Here is a 15,769-nt window from a genome sequence, read left to right as displayed (position 1 = left end):
AATGTAATACTTCCAAATGAAACCAAATACACCCTTGAGCCGTCATATAGATGATAGATGAAACGTTTTTCAAGGGAGGTTAAGCGGTGTACCGGCTGTTAAAAAAAATGCTAATTACGGTTGTCTTTGTTCTCTCATTGGTCTCCTGTATGACCTTCGGAATCTTAGGATCTGCCCTATTTCAAGAAGGAAACCCGATCCCGCTCTTGGTCTCCATCGTGAAATTAAAACTTACGGATACTGATTATGTTCAGTTTCTAAATACAGAAAAACAGAGCCGATATCTATCGAGCGATACAAGTCATCCCCCATATAAACAAGTGAAAGAATTTATGAAATCAAAAGGGTGGGACTTCGAGGAACAAATGGGCTCCGGACTCATCTTTCTAAAGGACGAGAAAGAAGCGCTCGTCATGACCAGACAGTATTCCAAGTATTTTGTGATTTGGGATGTTTCTAAAAGTGTAATTAGGTAAAAAGGTGTCAGGCACCATTTGGTGGCTTTGCACCTTTTTTTGTGTGTGGATGTTGTTAATGCAGGGTATTTGCTTTTTTGGTGAAGTTATTTCATATTTAGTACAAGCAGGTAAATTGGAGGAGGGTTTAAATGTTAAAGGAGAAGATTCAAAAGTACATATTAGATCAAAAAGCTCATAGTGATGATGGTGTTGTTTTGTTTAAAGAGGAAATGGAATATGTTGAAGAGAAGCAGCTCTCTGGTGATGCTAATTTGTTCGAGATGGAGACAGGTAATCGTTTTGCCGATGCTTATATTGAACGCTGCGATAAAGAGTCGGAAAATATGTTAAAGAACGAGACGTCTTCTTTTTTGTCGGAACCACTTTCCTATTTAAAGAAGCATAAAAATGAATTTATCTATTTTGAATCGAAATGGCTGGATATTGTAAGTGTTGATGCGATTTCTCTAGAAGTAGACGATGTGTTTGGTACATATGATGTGATGCTTGGTTTACGGGTTCAGAAGAAATTTCAACCACTGTTAAAGGATTTCTTAGATGCCCAATTACATGGAGATGAAGCAAAATTTGATTTAATATTCAGCAATGAAGATGGACTATGGAATTTAAACTTCGCCCTTGATTATGTGGAAGGGTTTCGAGAGGATATGACAATGGGGGAAGCCTTTCAGTTAATCTATCATTTCTTGTTTAAATTGGTCGAGAAAGTAGAAATGGGAAAATAAGTAAAAAATCCTAATCAGAGTTCCATCTGGTTAGGATTTTTTTTGATAGAAGGATTTGATTTCGCACAATCAACTTAATTCCTGCTCTGTAATGGAAATCGCTGATCCAGTGGATGTGTGTTCATTCACCCATCCAAGTGACGTTTCAGAAACTGCCTGCCAATTAGGTATCTCATTCTTATGCTGTTCTACCCAGCTCATACAGTATTGTGGGTCAATATTGTATTCCATGCATTGAGAGAGGAACGATTGAATGGTATATTGATTGCAATTTTGCCAGGAACGGCATGTATATCCCCAAACATTTTCCATTTTAGCCTGGATGGACACCTCATTAATAAAATTACTAAACTGACCTTCCATAAACAGATATTCACTCCTTTAAACATATTTATAGTTTTACACACCTATTCAGTATTTCCTATCCAAATGAAAATCAAGCCAAGAATAACAGGAATAATATTCAAGATATGGTGCAAATTATAAATGCCATTTTAGTAAATTTCTTGTTCATCCAAAAAAAAGATCCGGAGTTTTTCAATGAGAAAAATTAAAAAAATTCTTAAAAACGACCAAAGTAGGTCGGTTCCTAGTGAAAAGTCTGAAAAAGACATCGAAGCGGATTTACACGTTAACATTGAGCGATTAAAAGAACTATTTAAGGACTGCTCCGATATTGTTTTTCGTCAGATTCTAGCCGGAGAAGTGGAAGCCTATCTATTGTTTGTAGATGGATTGATTGATACGAATAGCATCCAGCTGCATGGAATTAACCAAATGTTAAAGGAAGTTGAGAGAGAGCGGGTCACTGCTGATTTTTTAGTAGAAAAAATTCTTTCTGTCAGCTCTGTAAATGAAATTACCAAGCTTGACGATGTCGTATCAAATATTCTAAAAGGAAATACCGTCCTTTTAGTTGATAGAGTCCCGACTGGAATTGTCATCGATGCTAAAGGCGGACAAAGAAGAAGCGTTTCTGAACCGGAAACGGAATCCGTCGTCCGCGGCCCACGTGAAGGCATGACGGAAAGCCTAAGAGTTAATACCGCTCTTGTGAGACATAAAATCCGTTCCAACCGGCTGAAAATGCTCTCTAAAGATGTAGGTGAGGAAACGAAGACCGGTATGGCCATTTTATACATCGATGGCTTGGTTTCACCCCAACTTTTAGAGGAAGTACAAGCACGTCTGGACCGAATAAAAATTGACGGTGTCTTGGAAAGTGGATACATTGAAGAATTAATTGAGGACAACCCTTGGAGTGTGTTTCCGCAAATCCAAAATACAGAACGTCCTGACACGATTGCAGCCAATTTGTTAGAAGGAAGAGTGGCCCTTATTATTGATGGTACACCTCTAGCCCTAATTATGCCAGCAACTTTTTGGCAGTTTATGCAAGCAAGTGAAGATTATTACCACCGTTATCACATTTCTATTTTTCTTCGTCTCCTGAGACTTATTTTTGTCTTTATAGCCCTTACTTTACCAAGTTTATATGTGGCTGTGACGACCTACCATCAAGAGATGATACCGACCAATCTGTTGTTTAGTATCGCGGCTAGCAGGGAAGCCATTCCTTTTCCGGCATTAGTCGAGGCTCTAATCATGGAAATATCTTTTGAAGCCTTACGGGAAGCAGGGGTAAGACTTCCTAAAATTGTCGGGCAGGCTGTGAGTATTCTTGGCGCCCTTGTTATTGGCCAGGCAGCAGTTGAGGCTGGGATTGTTTCCGCTCCAATGGTTATTGTCGTGTCGATTACTGGGATTGCCTCTTTTACCATACCCAGATTTAATATGGCGATTTCTATTCGTCTGCTCCGCTTTCCTTTTATCGTCCTTGCAGGAATGTTCGGTTTATTTGGTATTGTTCTAGGGATTCTAATCCTTTTAACGCATTTATGTAAAATGAGATCTTTTGGCATCCCTTATCTATCACCTGTTTCTCCTTTCTCATGGAATGGGGTCAAGGACGTATTTATCAGGGCCCCATGGTGGTCGATGAATAAGCGTCCGAATCAAACTGTTAAAAAAGATACAACCAGAGAAGGGGAAAATTTAAAACCTAGCCCTGGAAAAGGCAGTGAAGAGGGGAATCCAACATGAAAGTTAGCTTGTCTTTGTTAATTAGTCTCCTTTCGATTGTATTATTGACAGGATGTTGGGATCGCTCAGAAATAAATGATATCGGGTTTGTCGTTGCGACTGGTATTGATAAAGGAACAAAAGATAAATTCCTATACTCTTTGCAGATCCCCCTTCCCAGCTCTATGGGAGGAGCAGGTTCAAGCGGGGGCGGCGGCGGGACCAGCGGGGAAGGTCCCTACCTTGTGGCCCAAGGAGAAGGCGGAAACGAAAGACAAGGAATCGAGGATATTCAAACGAAATTGTCAAGAAGGATTTATCTAGGGCACAGAAGAGTTCATGTTATTGGCGAGGGACTTGCAAGAGTTGGAATTAAGAATTCTTTAAATGCGATCTTCACGCAGCCTCGTTCACGGATATCAACCTTTTTATTGGTCTCAAAGGATGACGCCGTCAATCTATTAAAGGCCCAGCCCCGAATGGAACAATATTCGGGCGAAGGCATGCGGGAAATGTCAAAAGTCAGTCTCAATATGACTGCGAGAGATGCTCTGCAGGACTTGTATCGAGAGGGAAAAGACATGGTGATTCCTGCAATCGAAAGAGCTGGCACTACAAAGGATGATAAAGGCAAAAAAGAAGTCCAAATGAGCAGCTTTGCTGTATTTAAGGATGACAAGCTAGCGTTCTTTACCAACCGGAATGAAAGTGCAGGGCTTTTGTGGCTGTTTGAAAAAATGGAGAAGAAATCCACCTCCTTTCCCGTGGCTAAAAATAAGGAAATCTCCGTGCAAATATTTGAGAATTCAATCCGGCCAGATGTCAAAATGATAAACGGAGAACCCGCATTTTCCGTGAAAGTCAGGGCTGATGGTGTTTTATTTGAAAATGAACCTAATTATCGAATTGAGGATCCGCGAACATACCGTTTAATCATTAGGAAAATGGAAAGACAAATTAAAAGAGAGATAGAAGCAGTGTTAAAGCATGCCCATTCAGAAGAAGTGGATGTGTTTGGCTTTGGCTGGTACCTTTTTAAAAATCAGCATCCAGACTGGGAAAACAAATGGCAGAAAAACTGGCGAACCATGCTGCCAGACTTAAAAGTTACGATCACAGTCGATGCAGATATTCAAAGATCAACGAATTCAGGGATTATTGAAAAGGAATGACAGGATGAAAATAGGAATGATTGTGGTATGGTTTAGTCTCATTTTCTATCTCTTGGTTGTATTTAAAGCAAAAATAATCGATAAAAAAGAGCGGAAATGGGTCTTTTTATGGGTAGGATTAGCATTTGGTGTCTCCATGTTAGATATGTTTCATTTATCACTTAGTATGATTACTACGTTTTTGAATGTTACATTTGAAGGCATTTCAAGATTGGTTGTGAAATTATGAAACAAAAATTATCTGAACTCCAATTATCCCTGCTGATCGCAAATCTAATTTTTGCAGGACCAGTGATCAGTCTGCCTCAGATTATCTTACAACAAGGTGACCAAAATTCATGGGTAGTTCCCATTATCATTTATCCGATTCTACTAGCTTTTATCTTTATCATTTTTGGTAAAAATAAAAACACGGAATGGCTGCAGCACGTTTTTTTGGTAGGAAGGAAGAGTAAATGGATAGAGAAGGGCTTTATCCTGCTTTTCCTGTTGTTTGCGATTTTTACATTAGTCAGAGATTTGCGGGGAATGTCAGATTTTGTAGCGACAGTCCTCTTACCTACGACTCCCAATGACATCATTATGGTCCTTACTATCTTAGTGACTGCCTATATCGCCATTTCAGGAATTGAAGTCGTTGCCCGAATCACCTCTATCCACTTTTTTATTTTATTTGTTATTGTCGCGATGCTGCCCTTGTTATTGATGAACGAATGGGATTTTGGTAATCTTCAGCCCTTGTTAGGCTGGGATTCCATACCGGCGATTTTAAGAGCCTTGTATGTTACCTTTTCTTGGATGGGGGAGATTTTTTTCTTTTTAATTATTATTTCTAATCTCAATCCGCCTCGTCATGCGCGGAGAGCCGTTATTATTGGGGCAGGGTTAGGTTTGTTCCTTTTCTTAGTCGTGATGTTGTCGGCGTTGGCAGTATTAGGCGCAAATATCATTAGAGAATCCACCTACCCAAGCTTGATGCTTATTCAGCAAATAAACATCACCGATTTTCTTGATCGTCTTGACTTGTTTATTACTGTCGCTTGGCTTCCAACATTAGTTACAAAGGTTGCCTTTCTGCTATATGCAATTAATCATTGTTATAGCTACATATACAAGGGAAATACGAACAAATTTTTATTCCCTATATCCTTGATTATTGGATATTTGTCTATTTTGATGTTTAAGAACACCATGGACCTGTTACGTTTTTCCTTCTATACCTGGAATCTAGTTGGCCTGCTTTTAGAGTTCCTGTTAGTTGTGATGTTCCTATTCGTTAGAAGGATTATTAAAAAAAGGCTGGAGTATACAGAGGCCGAGACGTAACTCGAGTGAAAAATGAAGGAGAAAAATATAGCTCCTTTATTTTTTTTGCGTTAAATTATGTTACATTTATAAGTAAAAAAGATGTGAGGTACATAAATGGAAAAAGGTCTTTCAGGAAAACGAATTGTAGTTGGCGGTACCAGAAAGCTTGATGAAATCAGTGTATTAATTGAAAAACAAGGCGGGACTCCTGTCATTCGTTCCCTGCAGGGGACGGTATTTTTGGCAGAAAAAGAAGTGCAGCCCGATTTAGTTGAGTTTGTTGAAAAGGGTGCAGATTGGGTCATTATTACAACTGGCATCGGGTTAGAAACGTTAATCAATGTGGCAGCAAAGCTAGGAATGGAAGAAGCTTTTATTAATAAAATTCGCGGCAGTAAGGTGGCCTCACGCGGTTATAAATCACTGGCTGCGTTAAAAAAGTTAGAAATTCAGCCGATTGCAGTCTCTGATGATGGAACAACAAAAGGCTTGGTTCGTGCCTTTGAAGGTACTGACTTTCAAGGTAAAAGGGTTATGGTGCAGCTCCACGGCGAAACCGCACCGGCTTTAACTCAATATTTGGAGAGCCAAGGTGCGGAGGTACAAAAAATTCTCCCTTATCAGCATATTGAACCGGAAACGGAGACTGTAAAAACTTTATGCCAAGAACTAATGGCTAAAGAGTGCGATGCTGTATGTTTTACGACAGCTGTTCAAGTCCGTTCACTTTTTGATTATGCCCGAAGAAATAATATCATAGAACAAGTAGCAGACGTCTTTAAGGAGTCCACTCTAGCCGTTGCGGTTGGAAAAGTAACGTTAGAAGCCTTAAAAGAAGAAGGAATTGACCGCGTCGTAGCCCCAGAAAATGAACGTATGGGTGCGATGATCATTACACTAGCGAATTATTATTTAAAATCTGGAAAATAATCTTTAGTTAAGCATTCGTCAACAATGAATGCTTTTTTCTTTTTTTTAATATCGTGCTATAGTAATCTACATCCCCTTTAAAGGAAGAGAAAAATGACAACTGTAGCATCGTATATTAAAGAGTGGCAGCAAGCCCTTCAGAATGAAATTAATTACTTAAAAAAGTTCGGCAGCACCAAATACCTGGTTACCAATGGAAGGCTGCTGTCAACGGATGGAGCATTCTCATATTATTTTGAAACCACTGGAGCATTAAGGATCCCTGTCGGTTCTTCTGTCAGACTCGAGTGGGGAGGAATGGCGCAAAATGGACGAATCCTTTCATCAGAAGGAAAGGGCCTCATCCTTTCACTTGAACAATCATTCGGAGACTTAATTTCTGAAGCAACCCTTTTTCATGATCCATGGGAACTGCTCGAACAATTAATCCAGCGACTGGATGAGATCAAAAAAGATAAACAAAAACGAATTCGAGTAAAAAAACTAATGGATCCCTCCATGCCGGCCCAACACCCGGTAGAAAAAATTAAAAGTAATGTGCATGAATTAGTCCTGCGCTCTAAATATAATCCTGTCACTTTTGTATGGGGGCCGCCTGGAACGGGAAAAACCTATACACTTGCAAGAACAGCAGCCAATAAATATCTTCAAAGAAAGCGGGTTCTCATCCTTTCCCAAAGCAACCAAGCGGTAAATGTCCTCATTGGCGAACTAACGGACTTTATTAATAAGAAAGGCTCCTTCCGTGAAGGTGATGTTCTCCGGTATGGCTTTGGAGCAGGTGAAATGGCAGAGGATCGTGAGGCGATTACTACGAGCAAATTGCTTCAAAAGCAGGACCCCGCACTGGCAGAAGAAAAAGATATTCTGCTAAGCGAACGAAAGAATTTAAAGCAGGACATTGCTCGTTCATTCAGTAAACGGGACACCAATCAACTGCTGGAGCTGGAGACGAAAATTGCCAGAGTGCTTGAGAAAATCCGGCAGAAAGAAATTGAATTTGTTCAGGATGCTTTAGTAGTCGGGACCACGCTGGCAAAAGCAGCAAGCGATCCGGCTATCTATGAAAAAACCTTTGATGTAGTGATTGTGGACGAAGCAAGCATGGCTTATGTTCCTCAAACCGCTTTTGCCGCTAGTCTTGGGAAACGGGTCATCATCTGCGGAGATTTCAAACAACTGCCGCCAATTGCTTCTTCAAGGGATTCATTAGTGGAAAAATGGCTGCGGGAGGATATTTTTCACCGTGCGGGGGTTGTCGATTGGGTCAATGAAGGCAAACTCCATCCCCATCTTTTTCTATTAAAAGAACAACGGCGTATGCATCCGGATATTTCTAGGTTCACCAATCAATATATCTATCATTCGCTTGTCGATGATCACGAAAGTGTGAAGCGGGTCCGGCAGCAAATTGTTGAAAGTGCCCCTTTTGCGAACCGTTCTTCCATATTAGTTGATACAAGTTTTACAGGAGCCTACTGCATTCAAGAACGGACATCTCGTTCAAAAATTAACCTTTGGCAGGCGCTATTGTCGTTTCAGCTTATTCATGAGTCTTTTCTGGGGGGCTTACGATCGATAGGATATGTCACTCCCTACCGCGCACAAGCTCAATTAATGGAATTGATGCTCGATGATCTTTATGAATTGGAACGGGCAGAAGCAGATATTATTGCCGCCACTGTCCACCGATTTCAAGGCAGTGAAAGGGATGTAATGGTTTTTGATACAGTGGAAGGCGCACCACAGACTAGGGTGGGTATGCTTTTAATAGGTAAGGATAGTGAACGGCTGATTAATGTAGCTATTACCAGAACAAAAGGAAAATTCATTCATGTCAGCAATCAAGCCTTTATTAAGAGGCATGTGTTCCATGGCAAAACATTGAGACAGTTAGTGGAACACCAAGTGACAAACAGACAGATGGTTGAGACAAAAGATGTTGGGACTTGGATCCAGCATCAGCATCCGAAATTGCAGTGGATGCATGCACGAAGGTTAGAAAAAGTATTCCAGGATATTGAAACATCAAGGGAGTCTTTGGTTATTTCATTACCTCCACAAACAAGTCTCCCAGCGGAATGGCACGAGAATCTAAAAAGCAGGGGTGCATCTGTCAAATTGACGATTCTTTCGGAAGATGAATGGCAGGTACTTCAGCCGAATCGAAGAATAGCAGACAGTTTATCGTTTCCATTTATCATGATTGACCAACAGGTACTTTGGCTGGGTCTCCCCTTGGAAGGTTCAAAGGAAATCCGCCCTCCCTATGTAGCAGCAAGACTGGTTTCAGAGAAGGTCTGCGAATATCTTTTAAGTCAATTCATAACTAAAGAGTAAAATGGCAGGATAGGGCCCTGCCATTTTTGCGTTAAAAGAGTGATTAGTAACCAGACATCGGAACTTTTTAATTTTAACGGCACTTTTTTGAAGTTTATCGGCACTTTTCTGAACTTTAACGGCACTTTTTTCAATTTAACGGCACTTTCCCAATAAAACTGCGTTCCTAAAAAAAATCCAACTCAAAAACAGAATATGGTAAACTAATTTTATCATCTAGACGAACATAAAAGGAGAAACAGAAAGTTGAAGAACGCTGAACAGGGTACCAATCAAGCTATAATTATCGGCGGGGGAATGGCAGGGAAATTAATCGCCGCGGCCATTTCTCCTTATTTTAATAGAATTCAAATCTTGGAGAAAGATCCCCAGCCTGAAAACATGCACACCATTAGACCGGGAGTGACTCAGGCTCATCACATCCATGCCCTTCTGCATGCAGGCGACCGTGCATTAGAAGAGCTTTTTCCCGGATTTCAGGAGGATATGGTCAAACGGGGCTCCATTAAAATCGATTCCTTGAATGACCTGGCCTGGTTTCATCACGGAGTATGGAAACGACGATTTGAAAGCCAAGAAACAACCCTTTTACAGACAAGAAGCTTACTAGAATCATATATTGAAGAAAGAGTAGGGCAAATCTCCAATATCACCTATACATATGATACCAAGGTAAAATCCTATCTAACAAATGAAGATGGAAGCAAGGTTTACGGTGTAGAATTTTTGCATGAAAATAATACCAAATCCATAAAAGGAGATTTGGTCGTCGATACAAGCGGGGCGGCGTCCCTTACGAAAGCATGGCTAGAAAAACAGGGGTATCCGGTTCCTGAGGAAAAAGTGGAGATTGGACTTTGTTATGCCACACGAAAATTTAACCTAGCCGAGCCGCCCGATGATTTTAAAATTAAAATTCTCTACCCGGAGCCTCCCAATCAAACCTTAGGAGGGACACTGTCCATGGTAGAAAACAATCAATACACGGTTACTCTTAACGGCTATTTAAACACCCTGACTCCTTCTTCAGTGAAAGAGGCAGAAGGCTTTATCGAAATGACCAGGAAGCTGCCTCTCCCGGATATCTATCAGGCATTACAAAAATCAACATCCCTCTCAGAAACAGCCATTTATCAAGTACCACATATCAAATGGCGTCATTTTGAAAAAATAACTTTACCGGACGGACTGCTAGTAGCCGGTGATTCCATCTGCCGGATAGATCCAGTCTTTGGCCAGGGAATGAGTTTGGCTGCCTTAGAAGCAGTGGCAATTAGAAAATATTTTGCTTCCAAATATAAAAATAGCAACTTAAAAGCTTGCAAAAAGAATTGGCAAGAATCATTGCACCTGCATGGTTAATGGTCCTATCTGAGGATTTTCGTTACGAGAAGGTAAAAGGTAAAAAGCCATTTGGCCTAAAAGTTCTTCAGTGGTATGTAAAACGAATCTTTTTATTATCTTCGAAAAATAAACAGATTTATAGTGACTTAGTTAAAGTTACGAATTTAGTCAGTCCGGCAGCGATTCTTTTTAAGCCGAGTACCCTGTTAGAGGTCTTAAAGAGTAATAATAAACAATAGAAATGTTCGGGGCTAAATCATCAAAGCCTCGTAGCTTTTTTTATTATTTTCTGAGTTACTATCTTGACAATTTTCTAATTTCTTAAGATAATCAAATAAATTATAAATCGAAAATGGTAAGGGACTAGTAAATCATTGGAATGTGTTAGAGAGTGAAACCCACCGGCTGAAAGGTTTCTCGCAGAAAGGTGTTTGAACCTGCCCTAGGAATAGCTGCTTATGCAAACATAAGCCGTCTCCCTCGTTACGGGTTCAAGAGGATGCACTTGCATCAACAAAGGTGGTACCGCGGAAACGATTCTTCCGTCCTTTTTTTAGGACAGAGGAATCGTTTTTTTTATTTTTTATTATGAAAGGTCGTTCGAATCATGAAAAAACAGCTGGTGGTCGTTAAAATTGGAAGCAGCTCATTAACAAATGCGACGGGAACAATTTCCGAAGAGAAAATGCGTGATCATGTGGAGGCTCTCGCCTACTTAAAAGCACAGGGGCATGAAGTCCTCTTGATTTCATCCGGTGCTGTTGCAGCAGGATTTGGCTCACTGGGCTATCCGACAAGACCCAAAACGACAGCTGGGAAACAGGCGGCCGCCGCAGTTGGGCAAGGGCTGTTAATGCAGCATTATATTGAACTTTTTAAAGAGTTTGATATGATGCCTGCTCAAATCTTACTAACAAGAGAAGATTTTTACAGCCAAACCCGCTTTCAAAATCTATTTTCTACTATTCATGAGCTGCTTGGGCGTGGTGTCTTGCCGATTATCAATGAAAATGATTCCGTATCGATTGAGGAATTAACCTTTGGTGACAATGATCTATTATCGGCACTTGTCAGCGGCTTTTTACACGCCAATGCCTTGATTATTCTAACAGATATTAACGGACTTTATGATGGTAACCCAAAGGTATCAAAAAATGCCAAGAAGTTTAATTTTATCCCAGAGGTTTCTGACGAATTGCTTGGTTTTGCCGGGGAAAGCGGGTCATCCGTTGGCACAGGGGGCATGAAATCAAAATTGACCGCTGCAAAGAAAGCACTCTCACTGGGTGTGAGCGTCTTTGTTGGTACCGGTCAAGGGAAAGAAAAATTGGCCGATATTTTAGCGGGAAAAGGGGATGGAACCTATATTGGCGGCCCCTTCAATTCACAGATGCAAATGAGAAAACAATGGATTGCCTATCATTCCCAAGTTGGCGGCGTGATTGAGATTGATGATGGGGCAGAGAATGCGATTCTTTTTCATGGAAAAAGCCTATTGCCGGTCGGCGTTACTAAAGTCAATGGTGACTTTAATGCCTTGGATGTTGTAGAAGTTAGAAACAAACGAGGGAAAATCGTCGGTAAAGGTCAGGTTTATTATTCCGCAGAAGATTTAATCAATGTTAAAGGATTATCAAGTGAAAAAGCGAAAAGCTTTTCGATTAATAAAAAAGCAGAAGTGATCCATCGAGATAACTGGGTTACATTACCAAAGGAGTGAGTGGGAATGGGAGAACTGTTAGAAAAAGCAAAGAAACTTAAAAAGGCGTCAAAGCAATTAGGAATGCTGTCTACGGTTGAAAAGAACGAGGCACTGTTGAAAATGGCTGACCATCTTTTAACGGAAAAGGAATTCATCTTAAGTGAGAATGCAAAAGATATCGAAGCAGGAAAAGACCGCGGACTTTCTGCCTCTCTTCTTGACCGATTGCTTTTAACGGAAGAAAGGATCGAACAGATTGTTGATGGTGTGCGCCAGCTCGTTAAAATCGATGATCCAATAGGCGAGACGATTGAAGCTTGGGAGAGACCCAATGGATTACAAATTGAAACCATCCGTGTTCCCCTTGGAGTGGTCGGCATGGTGTATGAGGCGCGTCCAAACGTAACGGTTGATGCAGGAAGCCTTTGTTTAAAAGCTGGTAATGCAGTACTTTTACGAGGCAGTTCTTCAGCCATTCATTCCAATAAAGCCCTTGTTAAAGTCATGCGAGATGCATTAGCAGGAACGGCAATCCCTGAGGATGCAGTCCAACTGCTTGAGGATACGAGCCGGGAAACAGCCTCAGAAATGTTTCGGTTAAATGAATATTTAGATGTACTTATCCCACGCGGCGGCGCAGGGCTCATTCAAACAGTCGTTCAGAATGCGACAGTACCTGTCTTGGAAACGGGAGTAGGCAACTGTCATGTGTTTATCGACGAATCGGCGGAAAAGGAAATGGCGATTGAGATTGCGATCAATGCAAAATTACATCGTCCATCCGTTTGTAATGCCGCTGAAACGGTTCTAATTCATGAAAACTGGCCGCATACCTCAGAGTTATTGACTCGTTTACATGAAAAAGGGGTTGAATTACGCGGGGATCAATCGTTGGTTACCGGATATTCGTTTGTGACCCCAGCAACCGAGCAGGATTGGGAAGTTGAATTTTTAGACGCGATTTTAGCAGTCAAGCAAGTAAGTGATGTAAAAGAAGCGATTGGCCATATCGATCAATATGGAACCAAGCACTCTGAGGCGATCATTGGTGAAAATGCGGAAAATGTACGGTTATTTTTCCAGGCGGTTGATGCAGCGGTTCTCTACCATAATGCATCCACTCGTTTTACGGATGGGGAACAGTTTGGCTACGGTGCTGAGATTGGGATTAGCACGCAAAAGCTTCATGCCCGCGGACCAATGGGGCTGAAGGCATTAACAACAACGAAGGCAATTGTCAGGGGAACAGGACAAATTCGCTCGTAATAAAAAAAGCGAAAGCAGGCTTCCGAATGACGATCATGAAAATAGTGCAGAAATGCGCTATTTTTTTGCCTTTTGATATAATAGAATACAAACATACATTCTTATTTAGTGAGTTGGTGAATGGGTGACGACAGAGGTTCGAATATCGGTAAGAACATTAGTTGAATATGTGTTTTCCAGCGGCAGTATTGATGCACGGTTCCGCTCGCAAACCGCACTTACAGACGGGACAAGAATCCATCAGAAAATTCAAAAGTCCTACAAAGAGGGCGACCAAAAGGAAGTATACGTCAGTACTGAGATTCCTTACGATGGACTCATCTACATCATTGACGGCCGCTGTGATGGGCTTTTGTTTGATGATGATTCTGTAATCATCGACGAAATCAAATCTTTCTCTCAGCCAAGCGGCCAATGGGACACGGAGGGGTATCCTGTACACTGGGCCCAGGCAAAAATGTATGCCTACATCATCGCCAAGGACAGGGAACTAGAAGAAATGGATGTCCAGCTGACCTATGTCCATGTGGAAACCGAAGAGAAAAAGATTTTCAAACAGAGATTTTCAACAAAAGGACTTGAGGCATTTGCAGCAGATGTCATTAAGAGCTATGCACCATATGCCAGACTCATGCATGACCATCGCACGAAAAGAAATGAAAGCTGCAGAGAACTGGCATTTCCATTTAAATCCTATCGAAATGGCCAGCGGAAGTTGGCAGGAGCGGTTTATAAGACGATTGTCGATCAAAAGAGTTTATTTGCAAAAGCCCCTACAGGAATTGGAAAAACCATCTCAACGCTTTTTCCAGCGATGAAGGCAATGGGTGAAGGGCAGCTAAACCGTGTTTTTTATCTTACGGCCAAAACAATCACACGTACGACTGCCGAAGAAGCGATTGCCCGAATGGCTTCCTGTGGATTATGTATGAAGGCGGTGACGCTCACCGCAAAGGACAAGATTTGTTTTCAAGAGGAAACAAACTGTCAAAAGGAAACATGTGAGTTTGCGAACGGTTATTATGATCGGATTAATGGCGCAGTCCTTGATATTTTAACAAATGAAAACTCGATGAATCGAGAAGTCATTGAGCGTTATGCCCGGAAACATAAGGTCTGTCCCTTCGAATATTCGCTTGACCTTGCTTATTCGGCAGATGCGATTATTTGTGATTATAATTATATCTTTGAACCGCGCGTGTCCTTGAAACGGCTGCTCGAAGAACAGAAGAAATCTACCGCTCTGCTCGTTGATGAGGCTCATAATCTTGTGGACCGAGGCCGTGAGATGTTTTCTGCTGCCATAAACAAAGAGCCTTTTCTCCAGTTAAAGAAAGAATCTAAAGGAGTGCATCCGGCTGTCTATGAGTCTGCCAAAAAGATCAATTCAAGATTCATCCAATTGAAAAAGATCAATGACGATGAAAAAGAGTTTGTGATTGATTTACTGGAGGAGGATTTTATAAAAGAACTCAGTGAATTCATCTTGGCAGCAGAGCAGGTATTACCATTCCAACCTTCTTCATTAATACTGGACACGTATTTTTCAGTTAATCAATTTTTAAAAATAACCGAACTGCTTGATGAGCATTATGTCATTTATGTAAGTAAGGATCGTAAGGACATACGAATTAAATTGTTCTGTGTGAATCCATCGCAATTTCTAGGGCAAATGGGGAAAGGGTTTCGGGCCAAAATCTTTTTTTCGGCCACGCTTTCGCCCATGCCCTATTATCAGGACATTTTAGGGGGAGTTGAAGGTGATTATCAGATAAGGATCCCATCCCCTTTTAAGGCAGAGCAGGTGGATGTATTTATCAAGCCGCTTTCAACTCGCTATCGTGACCGCGAGCGGACAAAGGGTGAGATTATTAAAGTGATTCATTCCTTAGTAACCAGACGTCCAGGAAATTACCTGGTATTCTTTCCCTCTTATCAATACTTGACGTCCGTTTATCAGCTGTTTAAAGAAAAGAACGAAGACATCCCAACCATTGTTCAAGAAACAGGAATGTCTGAATTAGAAAGAGAAGCCTTTTTAGCTGCCTTCAAACCAAATCAAACGGGGACATTGGTTGGTTTTGCTGTTCTTGGCGGAATATTCTCGGAAGGTGTGGATCTCATCGGTGACCGTTTAAACGGGGTGGCCGTGATTGGAGTAGGTCTGCCGCAGCTTTGTTTGGAACGGAATCTTATCAAGGACCATTTTTCAGCCCAAGGGAAAAATGGATATGAGTATGCCTATGTTTTTCCTGGTGTTAATAAGGTGTTGCAAGCAGGAGGGAGATTGATCCGTTCTGAACATGATCATGGAACGATTGTCTTAATCGATGATCGGTTCCTGCAAGTGCAGTATCAACAGCTTCTTCCAAGCGAATGGAGCAATTTTGTCATAATTTAATGAAAGATTTACTGCGGCCA

At 41.2% G+C, this 15,769-nt stretch carries 14 protein-coding genes; 13 read left to right on the top strand and 1 reads right to left on the bottom strand.

Features of this window, described 5'->3' with window-relative positions; all coding sequences use genetic code 11:
* The first annotated feature begins 86 nt into the window (after positions 1 to 86).
* Together GXK58_RS11455 and GXK58_RS11450 are read left to right on the top strand one after the other, a co-directional pair.
* Positions 87 to 476, top strand: a complete 390-nt coding sequence (locus GXK58_RS11455) for a hypothetical protein (protein ID WP_160722882.1) — start codon at positions 87 to 89, stop codon at positions 474 to 476.
* A 131-nt stretch (positions 477 to 607) separates the two neighbouring features.
* Positions 608 to 1,204 (top strand): branched-chain amino acid aminotransferase, encoded by a 597-nt coding sequence (locus GXK58_RS11450; protein WP_202171341.1) that lies wholly within the window; start codon positions 608 to 610, stop codon positions 1,202 to 1,204.
* A 69-nt stretch (positions 1,205 to 1,273) separates the two neighbouring features.
* Here the strand turns inward: GXK58_RS11450 and GXK58_RS11445 are convergent, their stop codons facing one another.
* Positions 1,274 to 1,567 carry a hypothetical protein gene (locus GXK58_RS11445; RefSeq protein ID WP_160722880.1) on the bottom strand — a complete coding sequence of 98 codons (294 nt, stop codon included), beginning with the start codon at positions 1,565 to 1,567 and terminating at the stop codon, positions 1,274 to 1,276.
* Between the two features lie 177 nt (positions 1,568 to 1,744).
* On the opposite strand from GXK58_RS11445, the gene GXK58_RS11440 reads away from it, so the two are divergent.
* The 11 genes from GXK58_RS11440 to GXK58_RS11390 all read left to right on the top strand — a co-directional run bounded on the left by GXK58_RS11440 (position 1,745) and on the right by GXK58_RS11390 (position 15,749).
* Positions 1,745 to 3,307 carry a spore germination protein gene (locus GXK58_RS11440; RefSeq protein WP_160722878.1) on the top strand — a complete coding sequence of 521 codons (1,563 nt, stop codon included), beginning with the start codon at positions 1,745 to 1,747 and terminating at the stop codon, positions 3,305 to 3,307.
* Positions 3,304 to 4,458 (top strand): Ger(x)C family spore germination protein, encoded by a 1,155-nt coding sequence (locus GXK58_RS11435; RefSeq protein WP_160722876.1) that lies wholly within the window; start codon positions 3,304 to 3,306, stop codon positions 4,456 to 4,458. The genes GXK58_RS11440 and GXK58_RS11435 overlap by 4 nt, the downstream gene beginning before the upstream one ends.
* A gap of 16 nt (positions 4,459 to 4,474) precedes the next feature.
* Positions 4,475 to 4,687 (top strand): hypothetical protein, encoded by a 213-nt coding sequence (locus GXK58_RS11430; RefSeq protein ID WP_160722874.1) that lies wholly within the window; start codon positions 4,475 to 4,477, stop codon positions 4,685 to 4,687.
* The gene (locus GXK58_RS11425) at positions 4,684 to 5,784 is read left to right on the top strand and encodes a GerAB/ArcD/ProY family transporter (protein ID WP_160722872.1); all 1,101 of its coding nucleotides are present in this window, start codon (positions 4,684 to 4,686) and stop codon (positions 5,782 to 5,784) included. The genes GXK58_RS11430 and GXK58_RS11425 overlap by 4 nt, the downstream gene beginning before the upstream one ends.
* 96 nt (positions 5,785 to 5,880) lie before the next feature.
* Positions 5,881 to 6,696, top strand: coding sequence for a uroporphyrinogen-III synthase (locus GXK58_RS11420; protein ID WP_160722870.1), 816 nt, complete (start codon positions 5,881 to 5,883; stop codon positions 6,694 to 6,696).
* Positions 6,697 to 6,789: 93 nt separating this feature from the next.
* Positions 6,790 to 9,036 carry an AAA domain-containing protein gene (locus tag GXK58_RS11415; protein WP_160722868.1) on the top strand — a complete coding sequence of 749 codons (2,247 nt, stop codon included), beginning with the start codon at positions 6,790 to 6,792 and terminating at the stop codon, positions 9,034 to 9,036.
* Between the two features lie 246 nt (positions 9,037 to 9,282).
* On the top strand, positions 9,283 to 10,398 hold the full coding sequence (locus tag GXK58_RS11410; RefSeq protein WP_160722866.1) for an FAD-dependent oxidoreductase: 1,116 nt from the start codon (positions 9,283 to 9,285) through the stop codon (positions 10,396 to 10,398).
* Entirely contained in the window at positions 10,368 to 10,619 is a 252-nt protein-coding gene (locus tag GXK58_RS11405) for a hypothetical protein (protein ID WP_160722864.1), read from the top strand. Before GXK58_RS11410 ends, GXK58_RS11405 begins: the two co-directional genes overlap by 31 nt.
* Positions 10,620 to 10,987: 368 nt before the next feature.
* A complete protein-coding gene (gene proB, locus GXK58_RS11400) occupies positions 10,988 to 12,100 on the top strand; it encodes a glutamate 5-kinase (protein WP_160722862.1) in 1,113 nt (370 codons plus the stop codon).
* A gap of 6 nt (positions 12,101 to 12,106) precedes the next feature.
* Positions 12,107 to 13,348 carry a glutamate-5-semialdehyde dehydrogenase gene (locus tag GXK58_RS11395; RefSeq protein ID WP_160722860.1) on the top strand — a complete coding sequence of 414 codons (1,242 nt, stop codon included), beginning with the start codon at positions 12,107 to 12,109 and terminating at the stop codon, positions 13,346 to 13,348.
* Between the two features lie 124 nt (positions 13,349 to 13,472).
* A complete protein-coding gene (locus tag GXK58_RS11390) occupies positions 13,473 to 15,749 on the top strand; it encodes an ATP-dependent DNA helicase (RefSeq protein ID WP_160722858.1) in 2,277 nt (758 codons plus the stop codon).
* Positions 15,750 to 15,769: the final 20 nt, after the last annotated feature.

Origin of the sequence: Bacillus sp. USDA818B3_A (assembly GCF_009928415.1) — a bacterium.
Taxonomy (GTDB): domain Bacteria; phylum Bacillota; class Bacilli; order Bacillales; family Cytobacillaceae; genus Neobacillus.
This window is presented reverse-complemented; position numbering and strand designations above follow the sequence as displayed.

Bases quoted from the DNA above. Each gene is read 5' to 3' on its own strand.
- GXK58_RS11435 (WP_160722876.1), top strand. From the start codon at position 3,304: ATGAAAGTTAGCTTGTCTTTGTTAATTAGTCTCCTTTCGATTGTATTA.
- GXK58_RS11450 (WP_202171341.1), top strand. From the start codon at position 608: ATGTTAAAGGAGAAGATTCAAAAGTACATATTAGATCAAAAAGCTCAT.
- GXK58_RS11425 (WP_160722872.1), top strand. From the start codon at position 4,684: ATGAAACAAAAATTATCTGAACTCCAATTATCCCTGCTGATCGCAAAT.
- GXK58_RS11420 (WP_160722870.1), top strand. From the start codon at position 5,881: ATGGAAAAAGGTCTTTCAGGAAAACGAATTGTAGTTGGCGGTACCAGA.
- GXK58_RS11445 (WP_160722880.1), bottom strand. From the start codon at position 1,567: ATGGAAGGTCAGTTTAGTAATTTTATTAATGAGGTGTCCATCCAGGCT.
- GXK58_RS11430 (WP_160722874.1), top strand. From the start codon at position 4,475: ATGATTGTGGTATGGTTTAGTCTCATTTTCTATCTCTTGGTTGTATTT.
- GXK58_RS11395 (WP_160722860.1), top strand. From the start codon at position 12,107: ATGGGAGAACTGTTAGAAAAAGCAAAGAAACTTAAAAAGGCGTCAAAG.
- GXK58_RS11440 (WP_160722878.1), top strand. From the start codon at position 1,745: ATGAGAAAAATTAAAAAAATTCTTAAAAACGACCAAAGTAGGTCGGTT.
- GXK58_RS11415 (WP_160722868.1), top strand. From the start codon at position 6,790: ATGACAACTGTAGCATCGTATATTAAAGAGTGGCAGCAAGCCCTTCAG.
- proB (WP_160722862.1), top strand. From the start codon at position 10,988: ATGAAAAAACAGCTGGTGGTCGTTAAAATTGGAAGCAGCTCATTAACA.